The sequence below is a fragment of the Thalassobacillus pellis genome, from assembly GCF_016908295.1.
GTDB lineage: Bacteria > Bacillota > Bacilli > Bacillales > Halobacillaceae > Thalassobacillus > Thalassobacillus pellis.
The window spans coordinates 776,415-793,780 of sequence record NZ_JAFBDO010000001.1; the positions used below are offsets into that span (position 1 = coordinate 776,415).

Below are 17,366 nucleotides of genomic sequence, written 5' to 3' on the forward strand. Positions count from 1 at the left end.
AAAAACCTGGCAAGTAGCTGTCATCAGCACCTATGTAAATTTCGATCTTCTAAGCCATAAAAAACCCCTCCAACTATATCGTTGGAGAGCTTAAGAAGAGATTTTGCCCGTTATAAACAGAATGCTTTCGTAATACAGCTAATTCTAATGTTTCACATTAGAGTGCTATTTTCTTATTGATGCCCTTCTGATGGCACTCCTTCTTTGTCATCTTCCTGCTCATCTTCATTTAAAGGAGCGTCCATTCCAGGAACATCCTCTGCTTCCATGTCATTGTTTTGACCATTATTTTGCTGATCATATTGGGTTGGTTGAAAATTAGTGTTTTCTGGCTGCTGTTCTTGATCTTGATCATTCATTCCACATGCGGACATAACACCAACTAACATAGCCATCGATAAAACCATACTTGAAATTTTCTTCATGCTTACACCTCCCTGTAAACTTTTTGGAATCACTGATTATCTTCTGCAATTTAGAGGTGTTTACACTCATGAATTTTTTTGTGGTTATGGGTAAAAAAGGGAGTTTATAAATACACAAATTAGTTAGACTAATACTTGTTCTTAGAATCTGATTAATAAGAAAAGGAAAGATGATCATGAAACGTAAAAAGCGTCAAAAAAACTCATGGACTGCCCTTGGTGCAGCTGGGGCTATTGGTGCAGCAGCTATGTATGGAATTTCAAGGATGAATCGTAATGGAGGATTCCAGAAACTTGTACAAAATGCTCAAAACAGCCAGACAATGAAAAACGCACAGAACTACATCTCTGAAAAAATGGGAAACAATGAGGCGCACGATGCAAATGCAGAGATGAGCTATTCCTTGCCTAAGCACAAGAAAATATAATCTCATTCCATTTAATGCATATTTCTGAAGGCTTACACTTTATTCAGCGGTCCCACCTTAACCTGGGACCGTTACATGTTACCAATGCATGCTTTCATTGCTTGCACAGCGCAGTAAAAAGAAAATTATCGGAAATATATAAGATTTAACAGTAATGCCGGATGCTTTGTTCGTATTCTAAGATGTAAGCTTTAATTAGCAATAAAAAAACACCCCATAGGGATGATTTTCAGAAAATTATTCGTTATTCTTACCTTTATTCGTTTTTTCGTTCATACCAATAATTAGTAACCCAAATATAATGGTAATAAATAAAATACCAATCACCCATATAACAATTGTTTCGTGGGAACCGAACCACTGAAGAACCATACAGCAGCAACTACCTTTTTTACCTATTATCAACCCGCAGTTATTTTTTTATTCCAGTTAACGGGAAAAGCGGGATCTTACTTCTTTTCTTACCCTCAAGTTTGCATACCTCCCAGCCCTTAAGTGGCGAAATGCCACAATGGTTTAATTACTGTACATACTGGTAATGGACAAGCACAGCTATACTAATATATTCGGCGAATGGAGGTTAAACTTGTATCATACGAGATCTTTTTATGAAGCTCTCCCCGACGAAATATTAGGCAGATTCTATTACGAGTTTATCATTTCCTTCGAAAAGGGTAATGGGAACAACGCTATGTTTCGGGAATTGCAATTAATAAAAGGTATCGCGGCAGAACGGGGCATTCCCCTTGACCAATTACTCAAAATTGGCACTCCCTGATCTTCCCCTCACCATTTTCCTGTTAGAACAGTGTTCACTTTTCGATTCCCCATCAATACTTCCCCATTCGGCTATAATGTTGTAACTTTGTGATGGTCAAATCAAGATGCCAATACAGGAAGCCATCAAAATATGGAGAGGGAAACATCACATACCCGCCTCTCTCCATAGATTCAAAATAGTTTCCCTTTTATAACGCCAATGAGCTGCTCTTGATATAGAATTAAATGGTCAGTATCAATGCGTTCACCTTCATACGTTTTAATAGTCACATTTTTTAAAGAAATAGAGCTTTCTCTATAGGCCTTTTTAGATTCATCTACCAGGTTCTCCACTTCCTTTTCAGAGGATTTCCTCAATGGATAAACTTCCCCTTGGACAAAACCGAACTGCGTAAGATACGTGTTGCAACCTGATTCATTTTCCCCTAGATAAGTAAGTGGATTGGCAGTATTCATTCCTTGGTATAAATTGGTGATCAGATGATGTTTCTGTGTCATAATTTTCACTCCTTTCACCACATAGCTACGACGAATATGGCTTAGAGTCCTTTCATTAAATTCAAACTTTACAATCTTTAACAATGCTTTTACAATCCTGCTTTGAATATTCTCTGAGCGCTTTAATTGGACTGCCCCCCATTTCAATACCTTGATAGCTATTCGCACTTCTATATCTATGTATAAATAACATACAGTAAAATTTCAGGCTTCTCTTCATATGGATCTAGGGTTCCAGCCTTTTTTTCAGGGAAATGGTGCATTTTTCCATATGTGTCCAAGCAGGCCCTCCTTAGCTGCGTATCATGGTATGTAAGAAAAAGGAGGTAAAAATATGAAAACTGTCGTTATCGATCCAGGTCATGGTGGCACGGATCCAGGCGCAACTTATAAGGGTTACCAGGAAAAAAGCTTCAACCTGGATATTGCCCGTAAAGTTAGGACGCACCTGCTTAATAACTATGAAGTGAATGTAGTGATGACTCGATCAAGCGACGTAACCATGTCTCTCGATGCAAGGACTAATCTGGCCAATTCCAGAAACGCCGATTTTTTCTTGTCGATTCACAATAACGCATCTGGAGGTTCAGGGTTTGAAAGTTATATTTATAATGGGCAAGTTAGTAACATTAGTCAAAGAGCCCAAAATATTATCCATGCCAAAGTATTGAATGCAGTCAGAAACAAATACAATATCATCGACCGGGGCAGAAAGCGGGCAAACTTCCATGTCCTGCGGGAAACGGAAATGCCGGCTGTCTTACTCGAGGTGCTGTTTGTTGACAATGAGACTGACCTTATAGATTTGACTAACCCAGCCTTCATCATGGATGTGGCTGTCGCAGTTGCTGAAGGTGTCAAGGAAGCTTTGAACCTGCCGCCTATAAGTCAGCCAGAACCAGAGCCGGAGCCTGACCCTGATGTACTTTACAAGGTCATTGCCGGTTCATTCAAGGACCGGGAAAATGCGGAAGAACGCGTTGCTTATTTGAAAGCAAGAAACATTGATTCGTTCATCGTACGGACTACCATTTCCGGGACTGTTTATTACCGTGTACAGGCAGGTGCCTATTCAACCAGGGAGGCTGCTGAGGATCAGGTAAATAGGCTGAAGAACGCTGGAATACCTGATGCCTTTATTATACAGGAGAACACAGCACCAGAACCGGATCCAGAAGTGCTTTACAAGGTTATTGCCGGTTCGTTTAGGAACAGGGAAAATGCGGAGGAACGTGTAGCCTTCTTAAAAGCGAGAAACATTGATTCATTCATCGTACAGACTACCATTTCCGGGACTGTTTATTACCGCGTACAGGCAGGCGCCTATTCAACTAAGGAAGCAGCAGAAGAACAAGTGGAAAAACTGAAGAATATCGGAATTACAGGTGCATTCATCATTACGGATGGCGAAGTGCCAGAGCCTGATCCAGAGCCTGAGCCTGAACCCGAACCTGAGCCGCTCCCATCACCGATTAACGATATGACTATTCTTGGAGATATGCGCCTAAATGCATGTCAGCTGGATGCATTCGTGAAAACCATCAATCCAAATGCTCCCGAGCTTGGCAGGTTTTATATCAAATACGCCGCAGCCTATGGCATAAGAGGCGATATTGCCTACGCACAAGCCATTCATGAAACGAATTATTTCCGATTTACAGGAGTCGTCAAAAAAGAACAGAACAACTATGCAGGAATTGGGGCTACCGGTCCAGACAACCCTGGGGCAACTTTTAAAACTCCTGAAGAGGGCGTACATGCACATATTCAGCACCTATACGCTTATGCCTCGAAAGCGCCGATTCCAGAAGGATATTCAAAGGTCGATCCACGATTTGATTTGGTTACGCGCGGAATTGCAACTAAATGGGTACAACTGAACGGGAAATGGGCTGTACCAGGTACCATATACGGCCAAAGCATCATAGCTGTATTTAAACGGAATGCCAACCACGCGCTTATAGAGCTTAATAAACAGCAAGCGGTTTTGGAAACCCTTTTAAAAGAAATATGACGCAATTCATGCAACATGCAAGCTTATAACATACTATATATTCCATATATTACAAGGAAAACTTACAACTTAGTAAAACTTTCAAACTATGCTGTTTCCAGATTTTTTATATATGTTCGGGCTTCCTTCTTCTTTTGCCTATAGAGTCTGGAAATGAATTAACTGGTTTGTTAAGGTATGCAGTCGCGGGGGTGTGAGGGATGAATGAAATAAATGACTTAAAAGAGAAAATAGAAGCCATGCGATTAAAAATGTATCGTATTTATGCCAAAAATCCTCTGGACAATGAGTTACTAGAGGTCTCCCAAGCGCTGGACGATTTATTGAATCAGCTTGAAATGTTGCTCAAACCGAAGAAAGAATAAATCGAACACTATCTCTATGTGACGGTGCCTCCTGCAATGGGGCACCTTTTTCGTTTTCTGATACATCGCGGAAGTCATTAGGGGTTTCCCCAGGAAGGATGCTATATGTACAAATATTAAAAAAGCACCTCTTTGGCAAGAGCTACTTTAAATCTTCTTTAATTGAATCAACCCCTGGTTAACCATCTGAATGGAGTATGGCCCCTTATGTACATCTTCTTCCTTCGTATCTTCATGATAGAAGGCTACTTCACCCAGCTCTTCATAATTTCGTTTATAACGCATGAATTCTTTTTCGAGCTTTTCCCAATAAACTTCGATATAAATGGAGCCTTCGTTCCTGACTGCGTAGCTGCCAATACTCTGAATCTTTTGTTCATTCAACTTAATTGCACTGAAGTATGCCATTTGACCCGTTCTCCTTTCACCATAACAACCCTATATTTCACCATGTTAAAAGAAGATTCGACAATATACAACACTACACAGTACTTATTTTTCGGTCAATTAGGACCCATATTCCTATATAAAAGGAAAATCAACCCAATATTTGTCGACAAATTATTGCAAGATTCTACGGATTGCTGAAAGTACTACCTGTAATCCTGATATTTCTAGTGCTGGGAAATTTGGCATTACAGTTTTTTTGACCTCATATCAAAAGCCTTCAGGACCTGAAATGAAGCTTTTATCACCTGTAGAAGCTCTTAAAGTTTTTTGTTGATTCTCACGTATCGCTTGCCGGCGGATGCCTGCCGCAGCAAAAACGGTCTGCATGGACATAAAATTCCATACAGACCGTTTTATTAAAATCGTACCTTTCTATACTCAGTAACCTTGACAGACCCTGAAAGCTTTCATTGTGGAGTTATTATTTTCTCAGAAGATTCTTTTTTGGATGAGAGTAGAGAGAAACACTTTGCTCTCTTCAGTAGGCAATGGATAAATCTGCCTCCAGCTCCATTTCCACATTGCCTTTTATTGCTTTTGATATCATACAGTTTTTTTCTGCTTTCTCTACCAATCGCTGGAGCTTTGAAAGCATATTGACGCTTGCTCCTTTTTCCAGCGTAATTCTTGGGCGATGAATGATTTTCTTATAGGTGAATACCCCATCCGTTACATCGACAATGCCTTCCGAATTAAGATCCATACTTTCTAATGGCAATTCTGCCCGTTCGATCATTGCGGCAAGGGTGATGATGTAACAGGTAGCAGCTGCTCCAAGCAGCATCTCATCCGGATTGGTGCCTACATCGGGGCCATCCATTTCCTTAGGAATCGATATTGCAGTTTTCAGTTTTCCTGCATCTATATTACCAACACTGTTCCTTCCGCCCGGCCACTCTGCTTTTAAAAGAAAATGATGATGTGCCATGAGCTTCCACCTCCGCTCCTATCATAGCAGATTTTAATAACTGCATCTCTTATATACCATTGGTAAATTTTCGGTTACAGTAACTTGCATTTACGCTTCCTTCTGAATGCGTTATTTTTTCTTTTCCTTAGAACTTTAAAGCCTCCCCTAAGTATAGGGGCTTCTTTGCAAACATTGTATGGTTTCTTAAATCAAAATAAATACCATGCCTTATAACTGGCATGGCTGCATCAATGATTTTTTTCTATCAGTTCTTTTAATACGACTGCATGGTTATGTTCTTCGTTCTTGGCACCGAATAATAACACCAGACGTTCGTTCTGAGCCATTTCCTTCAGCTGTTTCAGCTGCTCTTTCCTCTCTTTGCTATTTTCAATTTGCTCTGTATAGTATTCTTTGAATTCCTCATATTTTTCCGGGTCATGATCAAACCATTGCCGTAACTCTTTACTGGGTGAAATCTCTTTCATCCATTCGTCAACCTGTGCCTGATCCTTGGAAATACCACGGGGCCATACCCCATCTACCAGGACACGATTTCCCCCTAACGGTTCTGATTCATCATATATCCTCTGCAATACAACTGACATTTCTCTAACCCCTTTCTCATGGTTACCTTATTTATTAACCGCTTTTTCCATAAACTAAACCTATTTTTAAAAATAATACAGCAGGAAAATCTCCCCCTCTTATGCAACTAATTAAAGAGAGGGGGAATCGGAGATAATGCGACTTTCATTAATAGATCAGCAAAAAGCACTTGACTATATTATCGAACAAGGAAGGTCTTTGGAGAAAGCATGGGCACAGAAGTTTCAGACTGGTTTTTGGGAAGAAGAAGTAATCCGTGCGCTCGTTGGATTTCACAATGTAGATGGGGGTTTTGGCAATGGATTAGAAGCGGATATTCGTCTCCCTGCTTCTTCACCGATTGCAACAACTATCGGTTTGCAACATTTGGAAAGGTTGGACCATTTACAATCGGCACAGGAAATGATTCAAAAAGCAATCAGTTATTTAGAAAGCTCTTTCGACAAGATAAATGAGCGGTGGTATGCAGTACCCCGTGCTGTTAATGACTATCCTCATGCTTTCTGGTGGAAGGTGTATGATAATGGTTTGTCGTGGATCGATCACCATTGGGGCAACCCTTCAGCAGAGATAATCGGTTATTTACATAAATATAAACATTACGTCAAGGACCTGCCTGTTGATTCCCTCACCGATAAAGCTCTTCACCACTTGAAAGCCTTGACCTCGTTTGAATCGGAGCATGAGGTTTATTGTTATGTCCGGTTTTTCCGAATGCATCCGGATTTGCTTACTCCACCTGTAAAACGTCAGATGAAGAAAGCTGTAAATCAGCTGGTACACACAAAACCGTCAGATTGGAAAAACTATGTTCCGATGCCGTTGAAATTTGTCCCTTCCCCTGATAGCCCCAATTACGGAATGCTGCATCGGAATCTGGATTATTTCGTGCACCAGCTAACTCATGACCATTTTATTGAACCTTCCTGGGAATGGAATGATTACTTGGAAGACTGGGAACAGGCGAAACGGGAATGGTCCGCTGTTTTAACGTTGGAGGCATTAGAATACTTGGAGCTCTTTGACCGTTTAGAACGTTAACAAAAGGGCGAAAAGATTTACTTTCGCCCTTTTCCTTTTTTATAACTGGCCGAGTCTTCCCAATCCATTTGGAAACGTTCCATTTTTATCTGGAGCTGTTCAACCATCTCAAGCAGTCTTCTGAAATCATCTCGCCCTACTGAATTTTCATCCATTGATTCAATTACCTGATTAAGCATTTTTATCCGATTTTTTATATAGTGAAACTGGCCGGATGGACTTTCGGAAGCTTTTCCCATACACTTTCACCCTCTCATTTTACATTTTATTACATATCCCCTTTCGGGCATGAGGGTAAACGGGTGGCTGCTTAGATTCATAACTCAGCTAATTGGTGACAAGCCGTTCCCTTCCATGTATGATGTAATTTTTTTTATGGTGGATATCATGCTCCGTCAGTCCTTTAATATAATCAGCTACGTGCACTGACTTGTTTAAGAGCTGGAATGGTTCAGAAAAATGCTTCTCAGGTATCTTTTCCAGCATCGTAATTACTTCTAAACGCTTCGCGATTACCTGGTCAATGAGTTCCTCCTGCTCTACTCCTGAATGGGCATAAACTTCAGCGGCTTCATTGACTTCCTGTTCAGACACCTCCACAACAGGGACAGAGCGATTTTCTACATACGGTAAAAGCCTGTTTTCTAAAACAAATCGATCCCAATACATGAAATGGGCTGCTAGTGCTCCAATTGACCATTTTCCAGGTTGAATTTCCGCGAAAAGTTGTTGCTTTTCTAACTCTCGTAACGAATCAATCCATATTGCCAACTGTTTGTAGTCTTCTATAATCTGAGTTTTTATTTACCTCTCCTCGCTTTCATAAAGGTATTCGCCCATTAAGGACGATTTTCCTTTACTGACCCATAAAAACTGGCCTTTACCTATAATTGGTAAAGGCCGCTATTAAATGCGTTGGCTGTCAGTTGATTGGTCAACCCGGAAAGGATCGACTTGCTCTTTCAGCTGTTCATTATTAAGTAATGTTCCTTATCTATCATATCCTGATGAATTGGCAAATCAACTGACTCCAAATCATCTTTCTACTTTTTCATAGCTGCTATATAACACATTGTACCCGATTTCTCTATGTGAAAACCTATTATTGTAAAAAAAGTAAAAAGCTTTTGTTCTATCACTATCTAAATTGTTTATAGTAAGTCTATAATGGATAATAAAGTTATATAATTCATACATAGTAAGGTGTGAGCAAAGTTTGAATCTAATGCATAGAACGTGGTTTAAAGTTTTAATTGTAGCAATTCTTGTATCTGTATTGATTTTACTGGTTTCCCAGATCGATTTCATTTTCGAGCCGTTATGGGCTTACATAGGTGCAGTAGCCGCTCCACTGATTGGAGCGGGAATCCTGTATTATGTGACCAGGCCGGTCATGTATTTTTTTGAAAGGTATAAGATTCCGAGATTGCTGGCTATCCTGCTGGTCTATGTGCTTCTTACGCTTGTTGGATTTATTATCACTCAATTCATTGCACCTATTGCGCAGCAGCAATTCTCACGACTTATCGAAAACATTCCAAAAATGGTTGATGGCGTCCAGGAATTCATAGAATCCTGGCAGAACAACCAGACTATCCTTCCAGCCCAGATTACGGAGGGAATTAATACGCAAAGTATCATGAACAACATAGAAAAATATTCCCAGAATGTAACCACTGCCGTTATCAACGTCGTTTCTTATATGGTAAGTTTTGTCGTGGCAATCGTACTGATTCCATTCTTCCTGTTCTTCATGCTGAAGGATGGAGAAAGATTGGTACCATTTATTCGCCAGTACTTGAATAATAGAGTCGGAGACAGTTTCGTTAAACTGTCAGCATCCGTCGACCATACACTACGTTCATTTATCCAAGGCCAGCTGCTCGTCAGCTTCTGTGTGGGGATCTTATTGTTAATTGGTTACCTGATTATTGATTTGCCGTACGCCCTGACGCTTTCCTTGTTTGCCATGCTTACCAATATTATTCCGTTTATCGGGCCATTCCTGGCCGTTATTCCAGCCATGCTAGTGGCATTGTTCGAAAACCCGATCATGGCCGTATACGTGGCGATCATCATGTTGATTGCCCAGCAGATTGAAGGGAACCTGATCTCTCCAAATATAATGGGGAAGGCACTCAGCATTCACCCACTGACGATCATCACTTTAATTCTGGCTGCCGGAAGTATCGCAGGTTTTCTGGGACTGCTGTTTGTCATTCCTGTTTATGCAGTATTCAAGACAATCACCAACCACCTTTATCATGAGTGGCTTGCCAGTAAAGAAAAGCAGTATACCACGCATGACAGAACATAAAAAGCTATCCCCCTGATGTGCCACTATCATCAGGGGGATAATTGATTTTTTTATTTTGAAACATTTGGCTTGTCGCCAAGTCCTTTTGGCGAAAGCCTCAATTTGCATACACTTTAATCTTTTAACAAAGTTAAATTAAAGTGTAAAAGAGAAGGAGATTTCCATGCAACAATCACCTAAATTATGGACAAGACCATTTATATTTCTGCTTCTCGGTAATTTATTTACTTTCATGAGTTTTCAGATGCTTCTTCCTAACCTTCCCCCTTACATTGAGGAAATTGGCGGGAGTAACCTGCAAATAGGACTGGTTACGACGATGTTTTCCGTGGCAGCCATTTTGATTCGGCCTTTTATCGGACATATGCTGTTGACGAAAGAACGAAAATTGCTAGTATTGGCGGGTTCCATTTCCCTTCTCGGAATGACCCTGTTATATCCGATTACGCAGATTGTATTCGTGCTTTTACTTTTGCGATTTCTGCATGGAGTGGCGTGGGGCTGGTCAACGACTACCAACGGGACGGCTGCAGTCGATATCGTTCCGAGAAAACGTGTCGGGGAAGGAATGGGTTATTTTGGCCTCTCCATAACAGTCGGAATGATTATCGCGCCCAGTCTGGGTATCTACCTTTACCAACATTACACCTTTGATATATTGATAGCTTTTTCTGCAGGTTTAGGAGTGGTTGCTATTATATTATTCGCGCTTACGAAGTTCCAAACTCCGGACAGCGTGAAGGAAAGCCGCACAGACCCGCCGCGCTTTTCCTTTGTCGGCTCACTTGTGGAAAAACGAAGCTGGTATCCGGCTATGGTAACTTTCTTTACTACCTTCGGTTACGGATCCATTGTCACGTACATTGTCATATTCGGAGAAGAAAAAGGCTTGACTGGAACATTTCTTTTTTATTTATTCAATGCTTTATTCGCTACGATATCACGCCCTGTAACCGGCAGATATTTCGATAAAAAGGGCCCTTGGAATCTGATTATGGCTGGGACGTTGATTGCATTTGCTGCGATGTGGATACTGGCTGTGGCTGAATCGAACGTTTACCTGATTATTTCCGGTGCTTTGTTTGGACTTGGATATGGGCCGATGATGCCCGCTTTTCAGGCGTGGGTTATTTCCAAAACCACGACAGCCAGAAGCGGTATCGCAAATGGCATGTTTTACTCTTCCATTGACCTCGGTATTGGTTTAAGTGCCATTGTTTTAGGTTTCATTTATAACTTTGTCGAAACAGCCACTTTATTTAAAATATCAAGCTTTCTTTTCCTCCTCGTGTTTATTTTGACGTGGTGGGATTCACGTAAACAGACCGAGGGATGGGAGCCGCTGAACAGTTGAAATCAGGTGCACCGCAACAGATTCTTCATGCCGAATCTTAGCAGGTGCACCTGTTTTACTACCGGAACGGCATAAACAACCTTAGGAGCCTATGAGCTGAACCGATAGACAACTGATTTACCAATCGGATAATAGCCAATTTTTTTATAGATAGAATTTGATGTTGGGTTATCAGCATCTGTATACAGACAGCAAAATTGGAATCCCCCCTGCAGCAAGTCACGGCTCAGCCTCCAAACTGCATTTGTTGCATAACCCCTCCCTTTGTATAGATCAGGTGTATATACAGCATTTATGGTCGTACCATTTTTTGTACTTCGTGACTGGTTGACCATGGAGACAGGCTTTCCATCCACTTCCCAAATATACATCGAGCCGTTCCCAATCATTCTTTTGGCAAGGTTCCTTGCGTCATCGTAAATCGTTATCTCCCCTGTTTCCCTTCCAAACCCTTTCAACCAATTCGTGATAAGTAGCATGTCGTTAGAATCCGCCTTCCTCAGGCTTCCTGGTGTACGGCTGATTTCCTGTACTTCATCTAACCGGTATATCCACTGCCGCATATGTAGATGACTTTTCTTACCACTCTTTCTCAGATAATTAGCAGCAAAACGATCCGCAATTGTTATCTCCCCTACAATCCCGGGCATTTCGTAATCATTACTGATTATGTAGTCGACAACAGTTTCCAGGACAGCATTATCAATTTCACAAGCGGGAAGGATCCATTGTTCCGGATGTGTTTTCATCATCATGAAGAGCGTGCGTCCATCGCTTTCCACTGCCAGTAGTTTTGAATCATTGGATGTATCATTCAACCTTCCTGCCACTCCAAGCGCCAGGTTATTCATCGCTTCCTTTTTAAGAAGCAACTCCTCTACTTTATCAAAATAAAGATTAGGATCCTTGTATGTTTTTACCTTCATTCCCGCCTCTCCCCTTTGCACTGAAATTTCAAATACTATACCATAAAAAACGAGCAGCCTACAATATGAAAAGAGGTGTAGATGATGACAGAAAATGAAATCAAAGACCAGATTGCAGAGGTCAAATCCGATTACATCCGTATTCAGGGAGATCTAGATAAAGTCGAAGCAGCCGGAGGAAATGTGAAAAAGGCTGAAGAACAGCTGGTTAGACTTGAAGAAGAACTGAAGGAACTGAACCAAAAGCTGGCAGAATGTAAAAAATAAGAAACCTAAAGGTAAATAATAAAAAATACCGAGGAGAGACTAAAACCCTAGTTTCTCCTCGGTATTTTTTACCTTATTAGACAAGGCAAGGTAATTGAACAGAACTTGTATAAAATACCCCGCTGGCGTTTATTACTTGCATCCGCTGAAAATGGAGTTTCGCTTAAGGATATTGAATATACCTCGTTGTGTTAAAATCTAATAACTTTTCTTAGAAGCAGTGTTCCCATTCCTTTTCTCTTCCAGTTTCATCTGGATTTTATCCATTTCCTTATCGGGCGGCATAAGGCTGACAACCGTGTCTCCCTGCTCTGCCCGAATAATTAATTCCTCCGTAAAGAAATCAATCTTGCCAGAAGGCTTTTTGATGAACAGCATGATAGCATCTGCATTGACATTTTCCAAGTACTGATCGTACGTATATTTAGAAGTGATATTTGTTTTTCGGAAAATATAGCCATTATTCACCTTGTTATTAAGCACTTCCCAGGTAGCCCCATCCTTAAATAAGGTCTGGCCCCCAATTGTGTGGTTAAGCCCTTCAAGTTTTTCTTCGCCCTTGCGCTGGATACTGAGCTGGAACAAGTTGTTCCTTCCGAACGCAGGAACAAATGTTGTACATATCAACGCGTTGTATGCATCCTTATCTGTCGAAGCAATCAAATATTCAAACGGCGTCATATCCAGGTTATATTCCGTCTGTTCCGACAAAATTTCCCCATGATAAGCTGGAAGACCATTGCGCCTCGCTTTTATCAGCTTCTCCCACGAAGAGTCCACCACCATGACCGGTACGTTAAGGTCTTCAAACGTCTTAGCAAGTGATACGGTAAAATTATTGCTACCGTTAAGCAGAACACCAGGTGGTCCTTCCATCGACAAATTCAGCTTCTTTGCCAGCCACTGTATGGAAAAACCATGGGCCAGCACCGTCGAAAACACGAGAGCAAACGTAATAGAAGTAAGAATATTGGCATCTGCAAAGCCAGCATCAAGCAGGACACTGGCAAAATAACTGGACACAGTCAAAGCTACAATCCCCCGCGGAGCAATCCACCCTACCAGGATTTTCTCTCCAAGGCTGAGATCCGTGCCGATCGTTGACAGCCAAATCGATAGTGGACGTACGACAAATAGCATCAGCAATACAAAACCGATAACTTGCGGGTTCAGTATTTGAATCAGCGTTTCCCTTGTAAGGGATGATGTCAAAATTACGAATATGGTAGAAATCATTAATAATGATATATTTTCTTTAAAGTGCTTCATATCTGTTACAGATGGAATTTTCAAATTAGCCATGGTCATTCCCATAGCTGTCACTGCCAATAGTCCTGTTTCATGGGTGATTTCGTCTGAGATAGTGAAACAGGCAATGACTACCGTAAATACCATCGGTGACTTCAAATATTCCGGTAAAAATCCGGTCTGAAGCATCCAGCCGACACCTTTCCCACAAAACCATCCAAGGATGGTAGCGAAAAAGGAGGCTAGAAAAAAGAGTAATAGTGCGGTGGGATTAGGCTCGCTTCCCATAAGAAATTGAATGATTTCAAACGCAAAGACGGCAAGCAGCGCCCCAATCGGATCTACTATGATTGCTTCCCATTTAAGAATTTTAGCTGGCCGCTTTTTCAATTTCGCCTGCCTTAGTAATGGAAGGATGACAGTCGGTCCCGTAACGATAAACAAACCTGCAATCACGAATGCGACTGCCCAAGCCAGACCTCCTACATAGTGAGCTGCCATAGCTCCTGCGATCCAGCTGATGAAAGCCCCTAAGGTAACAATTCGGAATACAGGTTTTCCGAGTCCTTTCACTTCTTTAAAGTTAAGGTTCAAGCTTCCATCAAACAGGATGATCGCTACGGCAACGGCGATGATCGGTTTATAAAGATCCCCAAAACTTTCCTCCGGATTCATCAATCCAAGGACCGGTCCCGCCAGTAAACCAGCGATTGACATTAGAACGATGGCTGGAAGCCGGTATCTCCAGGCTGCCCACTGGGAACCAATTCCTAAAGCTAAGATAAGCATGAATTGGACTAAAATCGAATCAATCATGGTACAACCCCTTTATTTGGAAGCAATAAAAATCGCTTAATTTCCTTATTTTAAAGATATAGGGATATTCTATATTCCCCCTACATTAATGTAAACTATAAGGTTTTATTTGTAAGCATTTTCATGAAAGTTTTGTGAACGGATGAAATTAACAATTATTACTTTGCAAAAATGGATTGACATAATTTTTCGACATTGATAGTATTATCCCGTCTTGATAATATTCAAAAAAATCTGAGTCGTCTCCTGTGCCTTATCGAATATCTCAGGGTATATAGAAAAACAGATGTAAGCGCAATCATAGCACACACTTAGTGAGCTCTACCCTGGATGAGGGAGGGCTTTTTTAACGGCACACTTACAACAGGACCCATCAAGGAGGATGTATTATGAAACGACGAGATACAGTCTTTATTGGCTTTACGTTATTCGCACTATTTTTCGGGGCAGGAAACCTAATTTATCCGACTTCCCTGGGGATTGAGGCTGGCACTTCCTACTGGCCAGCAATTGCAGGCTTCGTATTAACCGGCGTCGGAATACCCGTTATTACAGTAACTGCAATTTCCTTAATAAGAAATGGAACAATTGAATTAGGAAGCCGGGTTCATCCATTATTCGGTCTGCTCTTTACAGCAGCCATCTACCTGGCAATTGGGCCATTCTTCGGTATCCCGCGTGCCGCTAATGTGGCCTTTGAAATGGGAGTGCAGCCACTGGCGGGTGGATCAGCCGGAATGTTACTTCTGTTCACCATCATTTTCTTTGCTCTCGTATTTTGGGTCAGTCTTAACCCTTCCAAGATTGTTGACCGGATCGGACAATGGCTGACACCTCTATTACTGCTTTCTATCATTGGTCTTGTAATCGGAAGCTTTTTCTTATTAGACGGTTCATTGATCCAACCGACAGAAAAGTATCAATCTACACCCTTTTTCACAGGCTTTCTGGAAGGTTATTTGACGATGGATGCCATTGCTGCCCTTGCATTCGGCATCATCGTTATCACGGCATTAAAAGAAAGAGGAGTTACCGATCAGAAAGAAATCACGCGGTACACCCTTAAAGTCGGTGCAGTAACCGCAACCGGTCTTACAGCCGTATATACATCTATCGGATGGATCGGTGCAAAGATGGCAAGTGAAGGCAGCTATGCAAACGGCGGAGAAATTCTTTCCGGTGCGGCAAATTTAATGTATGGGCAGATAGGTACTGTTTTACTAGGTATCATCGTTGCGCTGGCCTGCTTCACTACCTGTGTGGGCCTTACAGTAGCCTGTGGTCAATTTTTTAACCGGGTATTCCCAAAATTATCGTATAACATTGTCATCACGGTAATTACCCTCATCAGCTTTGCAGTATCCAATGTCGGTTTGAATCAAATTATCGCCTATTCAGTACCGGTTTTAGTGTTTATTTATCCTATTGCAATCGTATTGGTAATTTTGGCGTTTACCCACAGGCTTTTCAATGGTTCTCTTTATGTGTATCGTGGGGCCATCCTCATGACATCGATTATCAGTCTTTACGACGGTCTTGTCGCTTTCGGAATCGACTTATCCGCTGTAGAAGGGATGATGCAGCAACTGCCATTATTCTCCTTGGGACTTGGCTGGGTGATCCCTGCTATTATAGGGGCATTAGGTGGCTTACTGTTCCACCTGTTCATCTCCTCAGACAGGTTGATTCCGACAGACAAATAAAGAAGAAAAGTGCCGTGCGCTTCTTTTTTCAAGCGTATCGGCACTTTTTCTTTTGGAATTTTATTCGTATCAGGCTAATCTTATTCCATGAATACATGCTTCCGCTTAAAAAAGTCCTTCTTAATATAGTAGAGTTGTTAAAGCTGGTCATTGATCCTTACGAACCGCTTGCCGGCGGATGATTGACGCGGGCACGGCCTCAAGCCTTCTTGGTCAAGAAGGCAGCTTGATCAATATAGCGTGAAGGAATACTTAGGGGTTTCTCTACAAGCTGAAAAAGCAGGCCAAAAGGAGGCCTGCTTTTTCAGCTTTCAATCAAGGTAACACTAACTTTAACATCAAGTGTCTGCTGACCACCGCGGTAGACACCCTGGAGCGGGCTGAGATCGGCATAATCTCTTCCCGTCCCTATTCGGATGTGCTGCTCAAGGGCTTCAACATTATTGGTTGGATCGAGTCCTACCCAGCCTATTCCAGGAACCATTATTTCTACCCACGCATGAGTTGCGGCATCTCCCACCAGGGCAGAATCCTCTCCGACATATAAATAGCCACTCACGTATCTAGCCGGTATCCCGTTAGCACGAAGGACTGCCAGCATGATATGGGCATAATCCTGGCACACTCCCCGTTTTTCCGGCCAGCTTTCATAGGCTTTCGTATAAACATGGGTTGCAGTACCGTCATAATAAATCGACTGATTGATATAAGCCATCAAATCGAGGGAGAATTTAATCGGGTCACGGGGATCACCAACAGCTGCGACGATCTCCTCAACTTGATCTTTATAAAGGAACGTATATGGTGTTTCGTTCAGGTAAGCTAAATAATGCTTATGGAAAAGCTGGGAATTGAAAATCTCCATCATCTCATCGGTATAGCGGATCATCCGTATGAAAGGACTTTTTTGAATACTGATGGTCGAGCTTGTTTTTACGGTAAGATGCTCATGCTTTTCCGGGATAAAAAAAGTTTCCACATGATTCCCCCATAGATCGATATGTTCCTTCGTCATGGATGAGGGGGTGATATCCGTCCGATAGGACAATAACCGCTGGCACTCATCGGTCCTCGGCTTCAGGCGGATGTGGTTCATACTCTGGTCAACAGGATTTTCATAGTGGAACGTATTTGTATGCTCAATCTGGTACTTCACGATTAAACTCCTCCAGCAAGGGAAAAAATTTGTCTCTTATCTAAATTATGACCTGATAC

General features: G+C 41.6%; 19 protein-coding genes. 9 read left to right on the plus strand and 10 right to left on the minus strand.

The window, feature by feature from the left end:
* Window positions 1-173: 173 nt before the first annotated feature.
* Window positions 174-425: a hypothetical protein gene (locus tag JOC33_RS03685; RefSeq protein WP_205091008.1), complete on the minus strand. Its 252-nt coding sequence runs from the start codon at window positions 423-425 to the stop codon at window positions 174-176.
* Window positions 426-601: 176 nt separating this feature from the next.
* Between JOC33_RS03685 and JOC33_RS03690 the strand changes: the two genes are divergently transcribed.
* The gene (locus JOC33_RS03690) at window positions 602-853 is read left to right on the plus strand and encodes a hypothetical protein (protein WP_205091010.1); all 252 of its coding nucleotides are present in this window, start codon (window positions 602-604) and stop codon (window positions 851-853) included.
* A 586-nt stretch (window positions 854-1,439) separates the two neighbouring features.
* The gene (locus JOC33_RS03695; protein WP_205091012.1) at window positions 1,440-1,631 is read left to right on the plus strand and encodes a hypothetical protein; all 192 of its coding nucleotides are present in this window, start codon (window positions 1,440-1,442) and stop codon (window positions 1,629-1,631) included.
* A gap of 173 nt (window positions 1,632-1,804) precedes the next feature.
* On the opposite strand, the gene JOC33_RS03700 is transcribed toward JOC33_RS03695, so the two are convergent.
* A complete protein-coding gene (locus tag JOC33_RS03700) occupies window positions 1,805-2,131 on the minus strand; it encodes a hypothetical protein (protein WP_205091014.1) in 327 nt (108 codons plus the stop codon).
* A 334-nt stretch (window positions 2,132-2,465) separates the two neighbouring features.
* On the opposite strand from JOC33_RS03700, the gene JOC33_RS20275 reads away from it, so the two are divergent.
* The gene (locus tag JOC33_RS20275; protein WP_239533963.1) at window positions 2,466-4,145 is read left to right on the plus strand and encodes an N-acetylmuramoyl-L-alanine amidase; all 1,680 of its coding nucleotides are present in this window, start codon (window positions 2,466-2,468) and stop codon (window positions 4,143-4,145) included.
* A 200-nt stretch (window positions 4,146-4,345) separates the two neighbouring features.
* Window positions 4,346-4,510, plus strand: a complete 165-nt coding sequence (locus JOC33_RS03710; protein WP_205091016.1) for an aspartyl-phosphate phosphatase Spo0E family protein — start codon at window positions 4,346-4,348, stop codon at window positions 4,508-4,510.
* A gap of 147 nt (window positions 4,511-4,657) precedes the next feature.
* On the opposite strand, the gene JOC33_RS03715 is transcribed toward JOC33_RS03710, so the two are convergent.
* The 3 genes from JOC33_RS03715 to JOC33_RS03725 form a co-directional block, all read right to left on the minus strand.
* Window positions 4,658-4,918 carry a hypothetical protein gene (locus JOC33_RS03715; protein ID WP_205091017.1) on the minus strand — a complete coding sequence of 87 codons (261 nt, stop codon included), beginning with the start codon at window positions 4,916-4,918 and terminating at the stop codon, window positions 4,658-4,660.
* Window positions 4,919-5,438: 520 nt separating this feature from the next.
* Window positions 5,439-5,888, minus strand: coding sequence for an OsmC family protein (locus JOC33_RS03720; protein ID WP_205091018.1), 450 nt, complete (start codon window positions 5,886-5,888; stop codon window positions 5,439-5,441).
* A gap of 230 nt (window positions 5,889-6,118) precedes the next feature.
* Entirely contained in the window at window positions 6,119-6,478 is a 360-nt protein-coding gene (locus tag JOC33_RS03725) for a DUF488 domain-containing protein (RefSeq protein ID WP_205091019.1), read from the minus strand.
* Window positions 6,479-6,614: 136 nt separating this feature from the next.
* Between JOC33_RS03725 and JOC33_RS03730 the strand changes: the two genes are divergently transcribed.
* Entirely contained in the window at window positions 6,615-7,520 is a 906-nt protein-coding gene (locus JOC33_RS03730) for a hypothetical protein (protein ID WP_205091020.1), read from the plus strand.
* 17 nt (window positions 7,521-7,537) lie between these two features.
* On the opposite strand, the gene JOC33_RS03735 is transcribed toward JOC33_RS03730, so the two are convergent.
* Both JOC33_RS03735 and JOC33_RS03740 read right to left on the minus strand, forming a co-directional pair.
* A complete protein-coding gene (locus tag JOC33_RS03735; RefSeq protein ID WP_205091021.1) occupies window positions 7,538-7,759 on the minus strand; it encodes an SE1561 family protein in 222 nt (73 codons plus the stop codon).
* An 88-nt stretch (window positions 7,760-7,847) separates the two neighbouring features.
* Window positions 7,848-8,291 (minus strand): DinB family protein, encoded by a 444-nt coding sequence (locus JOC33_RS03740; RefSeq protein WP_205091023.1) that lies wholly within the window; start codon window positions 8,289-8,291, stop codon window positions 7,848-7,850.
* 454 nt (window positions 8,292-8,745) lie between these two features.
* On the opposite strand from JOC33_RS03740, the gene JOC33_RS03745 reads away from it, so the two are divergent.
* Together JOC33_RS03745 and JOC33_RS03750 are read left to right on the plus strand one after the other, a co-directional pair.
* Window positions 8,746-9,837, plus strand: coding sequence for an AI-2E family transporter (locus tag JOC33_RS03745; RefSeq protein ID WP_205091537.1), 1,092 nt, complete (start codon window positions 8,746-8,748; stop codon window positions 9,835-9,837).
* 163 nt (window positions 9,838-10,000) lie between these two features.
* Window positions 10,001-11,191 carry an MFS transporter gene (locus JOC33_RS03750; RefSeq protein WP_205091024.1) on the plus strand — a complete coding sequence of 397 codons (1,191 nt, stop codon included), beginning with the start codon at window positions 10,001-10,003 and terminating at the stop codon, window positions 11,189-11,191.
* 89 nt (window positions 11,192-11,280) lie between these two features.
* Here the strand turns inward: JOC33_RS03750 and JOC33_RS03755 are convergent, their stop codons facing one another.
* On the minus strand, window positions 11,281-12,117 hold the full coding sequence (locus tag JOC33_RS03755) for a GNAT family N-acetyltransferase (protein ID WP_205091025.1): 837 nt from the start codon (window positions 12,115-12,117) through the stop codon (window positions 11,281-11,283).
* Window positions 12,118-12,198: 81 nt separating this feature from the next.
* Here JOC33_RS03755 and JOC33_RS03760 point away from each other — a divergent pair, with 81 nt between their 5' ends.
* Window positions 12,199-12,384: an SE1832 family protein gene (locus JOC33_RS03760; protein ID WP_338054465.1), complete on the plus strand. Its 186-nt coding sequence runs from the start codon at window positions 12,199-12,201 to the stop codon at window positions 12,382-12,384.
* 198 nt (window positions 12,385-12,582) lie between these two features.
* Here the strand turns inward: JOC33_RS03760 and JOC33_RS03765 are convergent, their stop codons facing one another.
* Complete coding sequence (locus JOC33_RS03765) at window positions 12,583-14,448, minus strand: cation:proton antiporter (RefSeq protein WP_205091026.1); 1,866 nt, start codon at window positions 14,446-14,448, stop codon at window positions 12,583-12,585.
* Window positions 14,449-14,837: 389 nt separating this feature from the next.
* Between JOC33_RS03765 and brnQ the strand changes: the two genes are divergently transcribed.
* Window positions 14,838-16,151: a branched-chain amino acid transport system II carrier protein gene (gene brnQ / locus JOC33_RS03770; RefSeq protein WP_205091027.1), complete on the plus strand. Its 1,314-nt coding sequence runs from the start codon at window positions 14,838-14,840 to the stop codon at window positions 16,149-16,151.
* A gap of 304 nt (window positions 16,152-16,455) precedes the next feature.
* On the opposite strand, the gene JOC33_RS03775 is transcribed toward brnQ, so the two are convergent.
* Window positions 16,456-17,307, minus strand: a complete 852-nt coding sequence (locus JOC33_RS03775; protein WP_205091028.1) for a transglutaminase domain-containing protein — start codon at window positions 17,305-17,307, stop codon at window positions 16,456-16,458.
* Window positions 17,308-17,366 lie beyond the last annotated feature (59 nt).

Coding starts and splice junctions, on each gene's coding strand:
- JOC33_RS03685 (WP_205091008.1), bottom strand. CDS start 425: ATGAAGAAAATTTCAAGTATGGTTTTATCGATGGCTATGTTAGTTGGT.
- JOC33_RS03760 (WP_338054465.1), top strand. CDS start 12,199: ATGATGACAGAAAATGAAATCAAAGACCAGATTGCAGAGGTCAAATCC.
- brnQ (WP_205091027.1), top strand. CDS start 14,838: ATGAAACGACGAGATACAGTCTTTATTGGCTTTACGTTATTCGCACTA.
- JOC33_RS03690 (WP_205091010.1), top strand. CDS start 602: ATGAAACGTAAAAAGCGTCAAAAAAACTCATGGACTGCCCTTGGTGCA.
- JOC33_RS03700 (WP_205091014.1), bottom strand. CDS start 2,131: ATGACACAGAAACATCATCTGATCACCAATTTATACCAAGGAATGAAT.
- JOC33_RS03725 (WP_205091019.1), bottom strand. CDS start 6,478: ATGTCAGTTGTATTGCAGAGGATATATGATGAATCAGAACCGTTAGGG.
- JOC33_RS03730 (WP_205091020.1), top strand. CDS start 6,615: ATGCGACTTTCATTAATAGATCAGCAAAAAGCACTTGACTATATTATC.
- JOC33_RS03750 (WP_205091024.1), top strand. CDS start 10,001: ATGCAACAATCACCTAAATTATGGACAAGACCATTTATATTTCTGCTT.
- JOC33_RS03735 (WP_205091021.1), bottom strand. CDS start 7,759: ATGGGAAAAGCTTCCGAAAGTCCATCCGGCCAGTTTCACTATATAAAA.
- JOC33_RS03765 (WP_205091026.1), bottom strand. CDS start 14,448: ATGATTGATTCGATTTTAGTCCAATTCATGCTTATCTTAGCTTTAGGA.
- JOC33_RS03710 (WP_205091016.1), top strand. CDS start 4,346: ATGAATGAAATAAATGACTTAAAAGAGAAAATAGAAGCCATGCGATTA.
- JOC33_RS20275 (WP_239533963.1), top strand. CDS start 2,466: ATGAAAACTGTCGTTATCGATCCAGGTCATGGTGGCACGGATCCAGGC.
- JOC33_RS03715 (WP_205091017.1), bottom strand. CDS start 4,918: ATGGCATACTTCAGTGCAATTAAGTTGAATGAACAAAAGATTCAGAGT.
- JOC33_RS03745 (WP_205091537.1), top strand. CDS start 8,746: ATGCATAGAACGTGGTTTAAAGTTTTAATTGTAGCAATTCTTGTATCT.
- JOC33_RS03720 (WP_205091018.1), bottom strand. CDS start 5,888: ATGGCACATCATCATTTTCTTTTAAAAGCAGAGTGGCCGGGCGGAAGG.
- JOC33_RS03755 (WP_205091025.1), bottom strand. CDS start 12,117: ATGAAGGTAAAAACATACAAGGATCCTAATCTTTATTTTGATAAAGTA.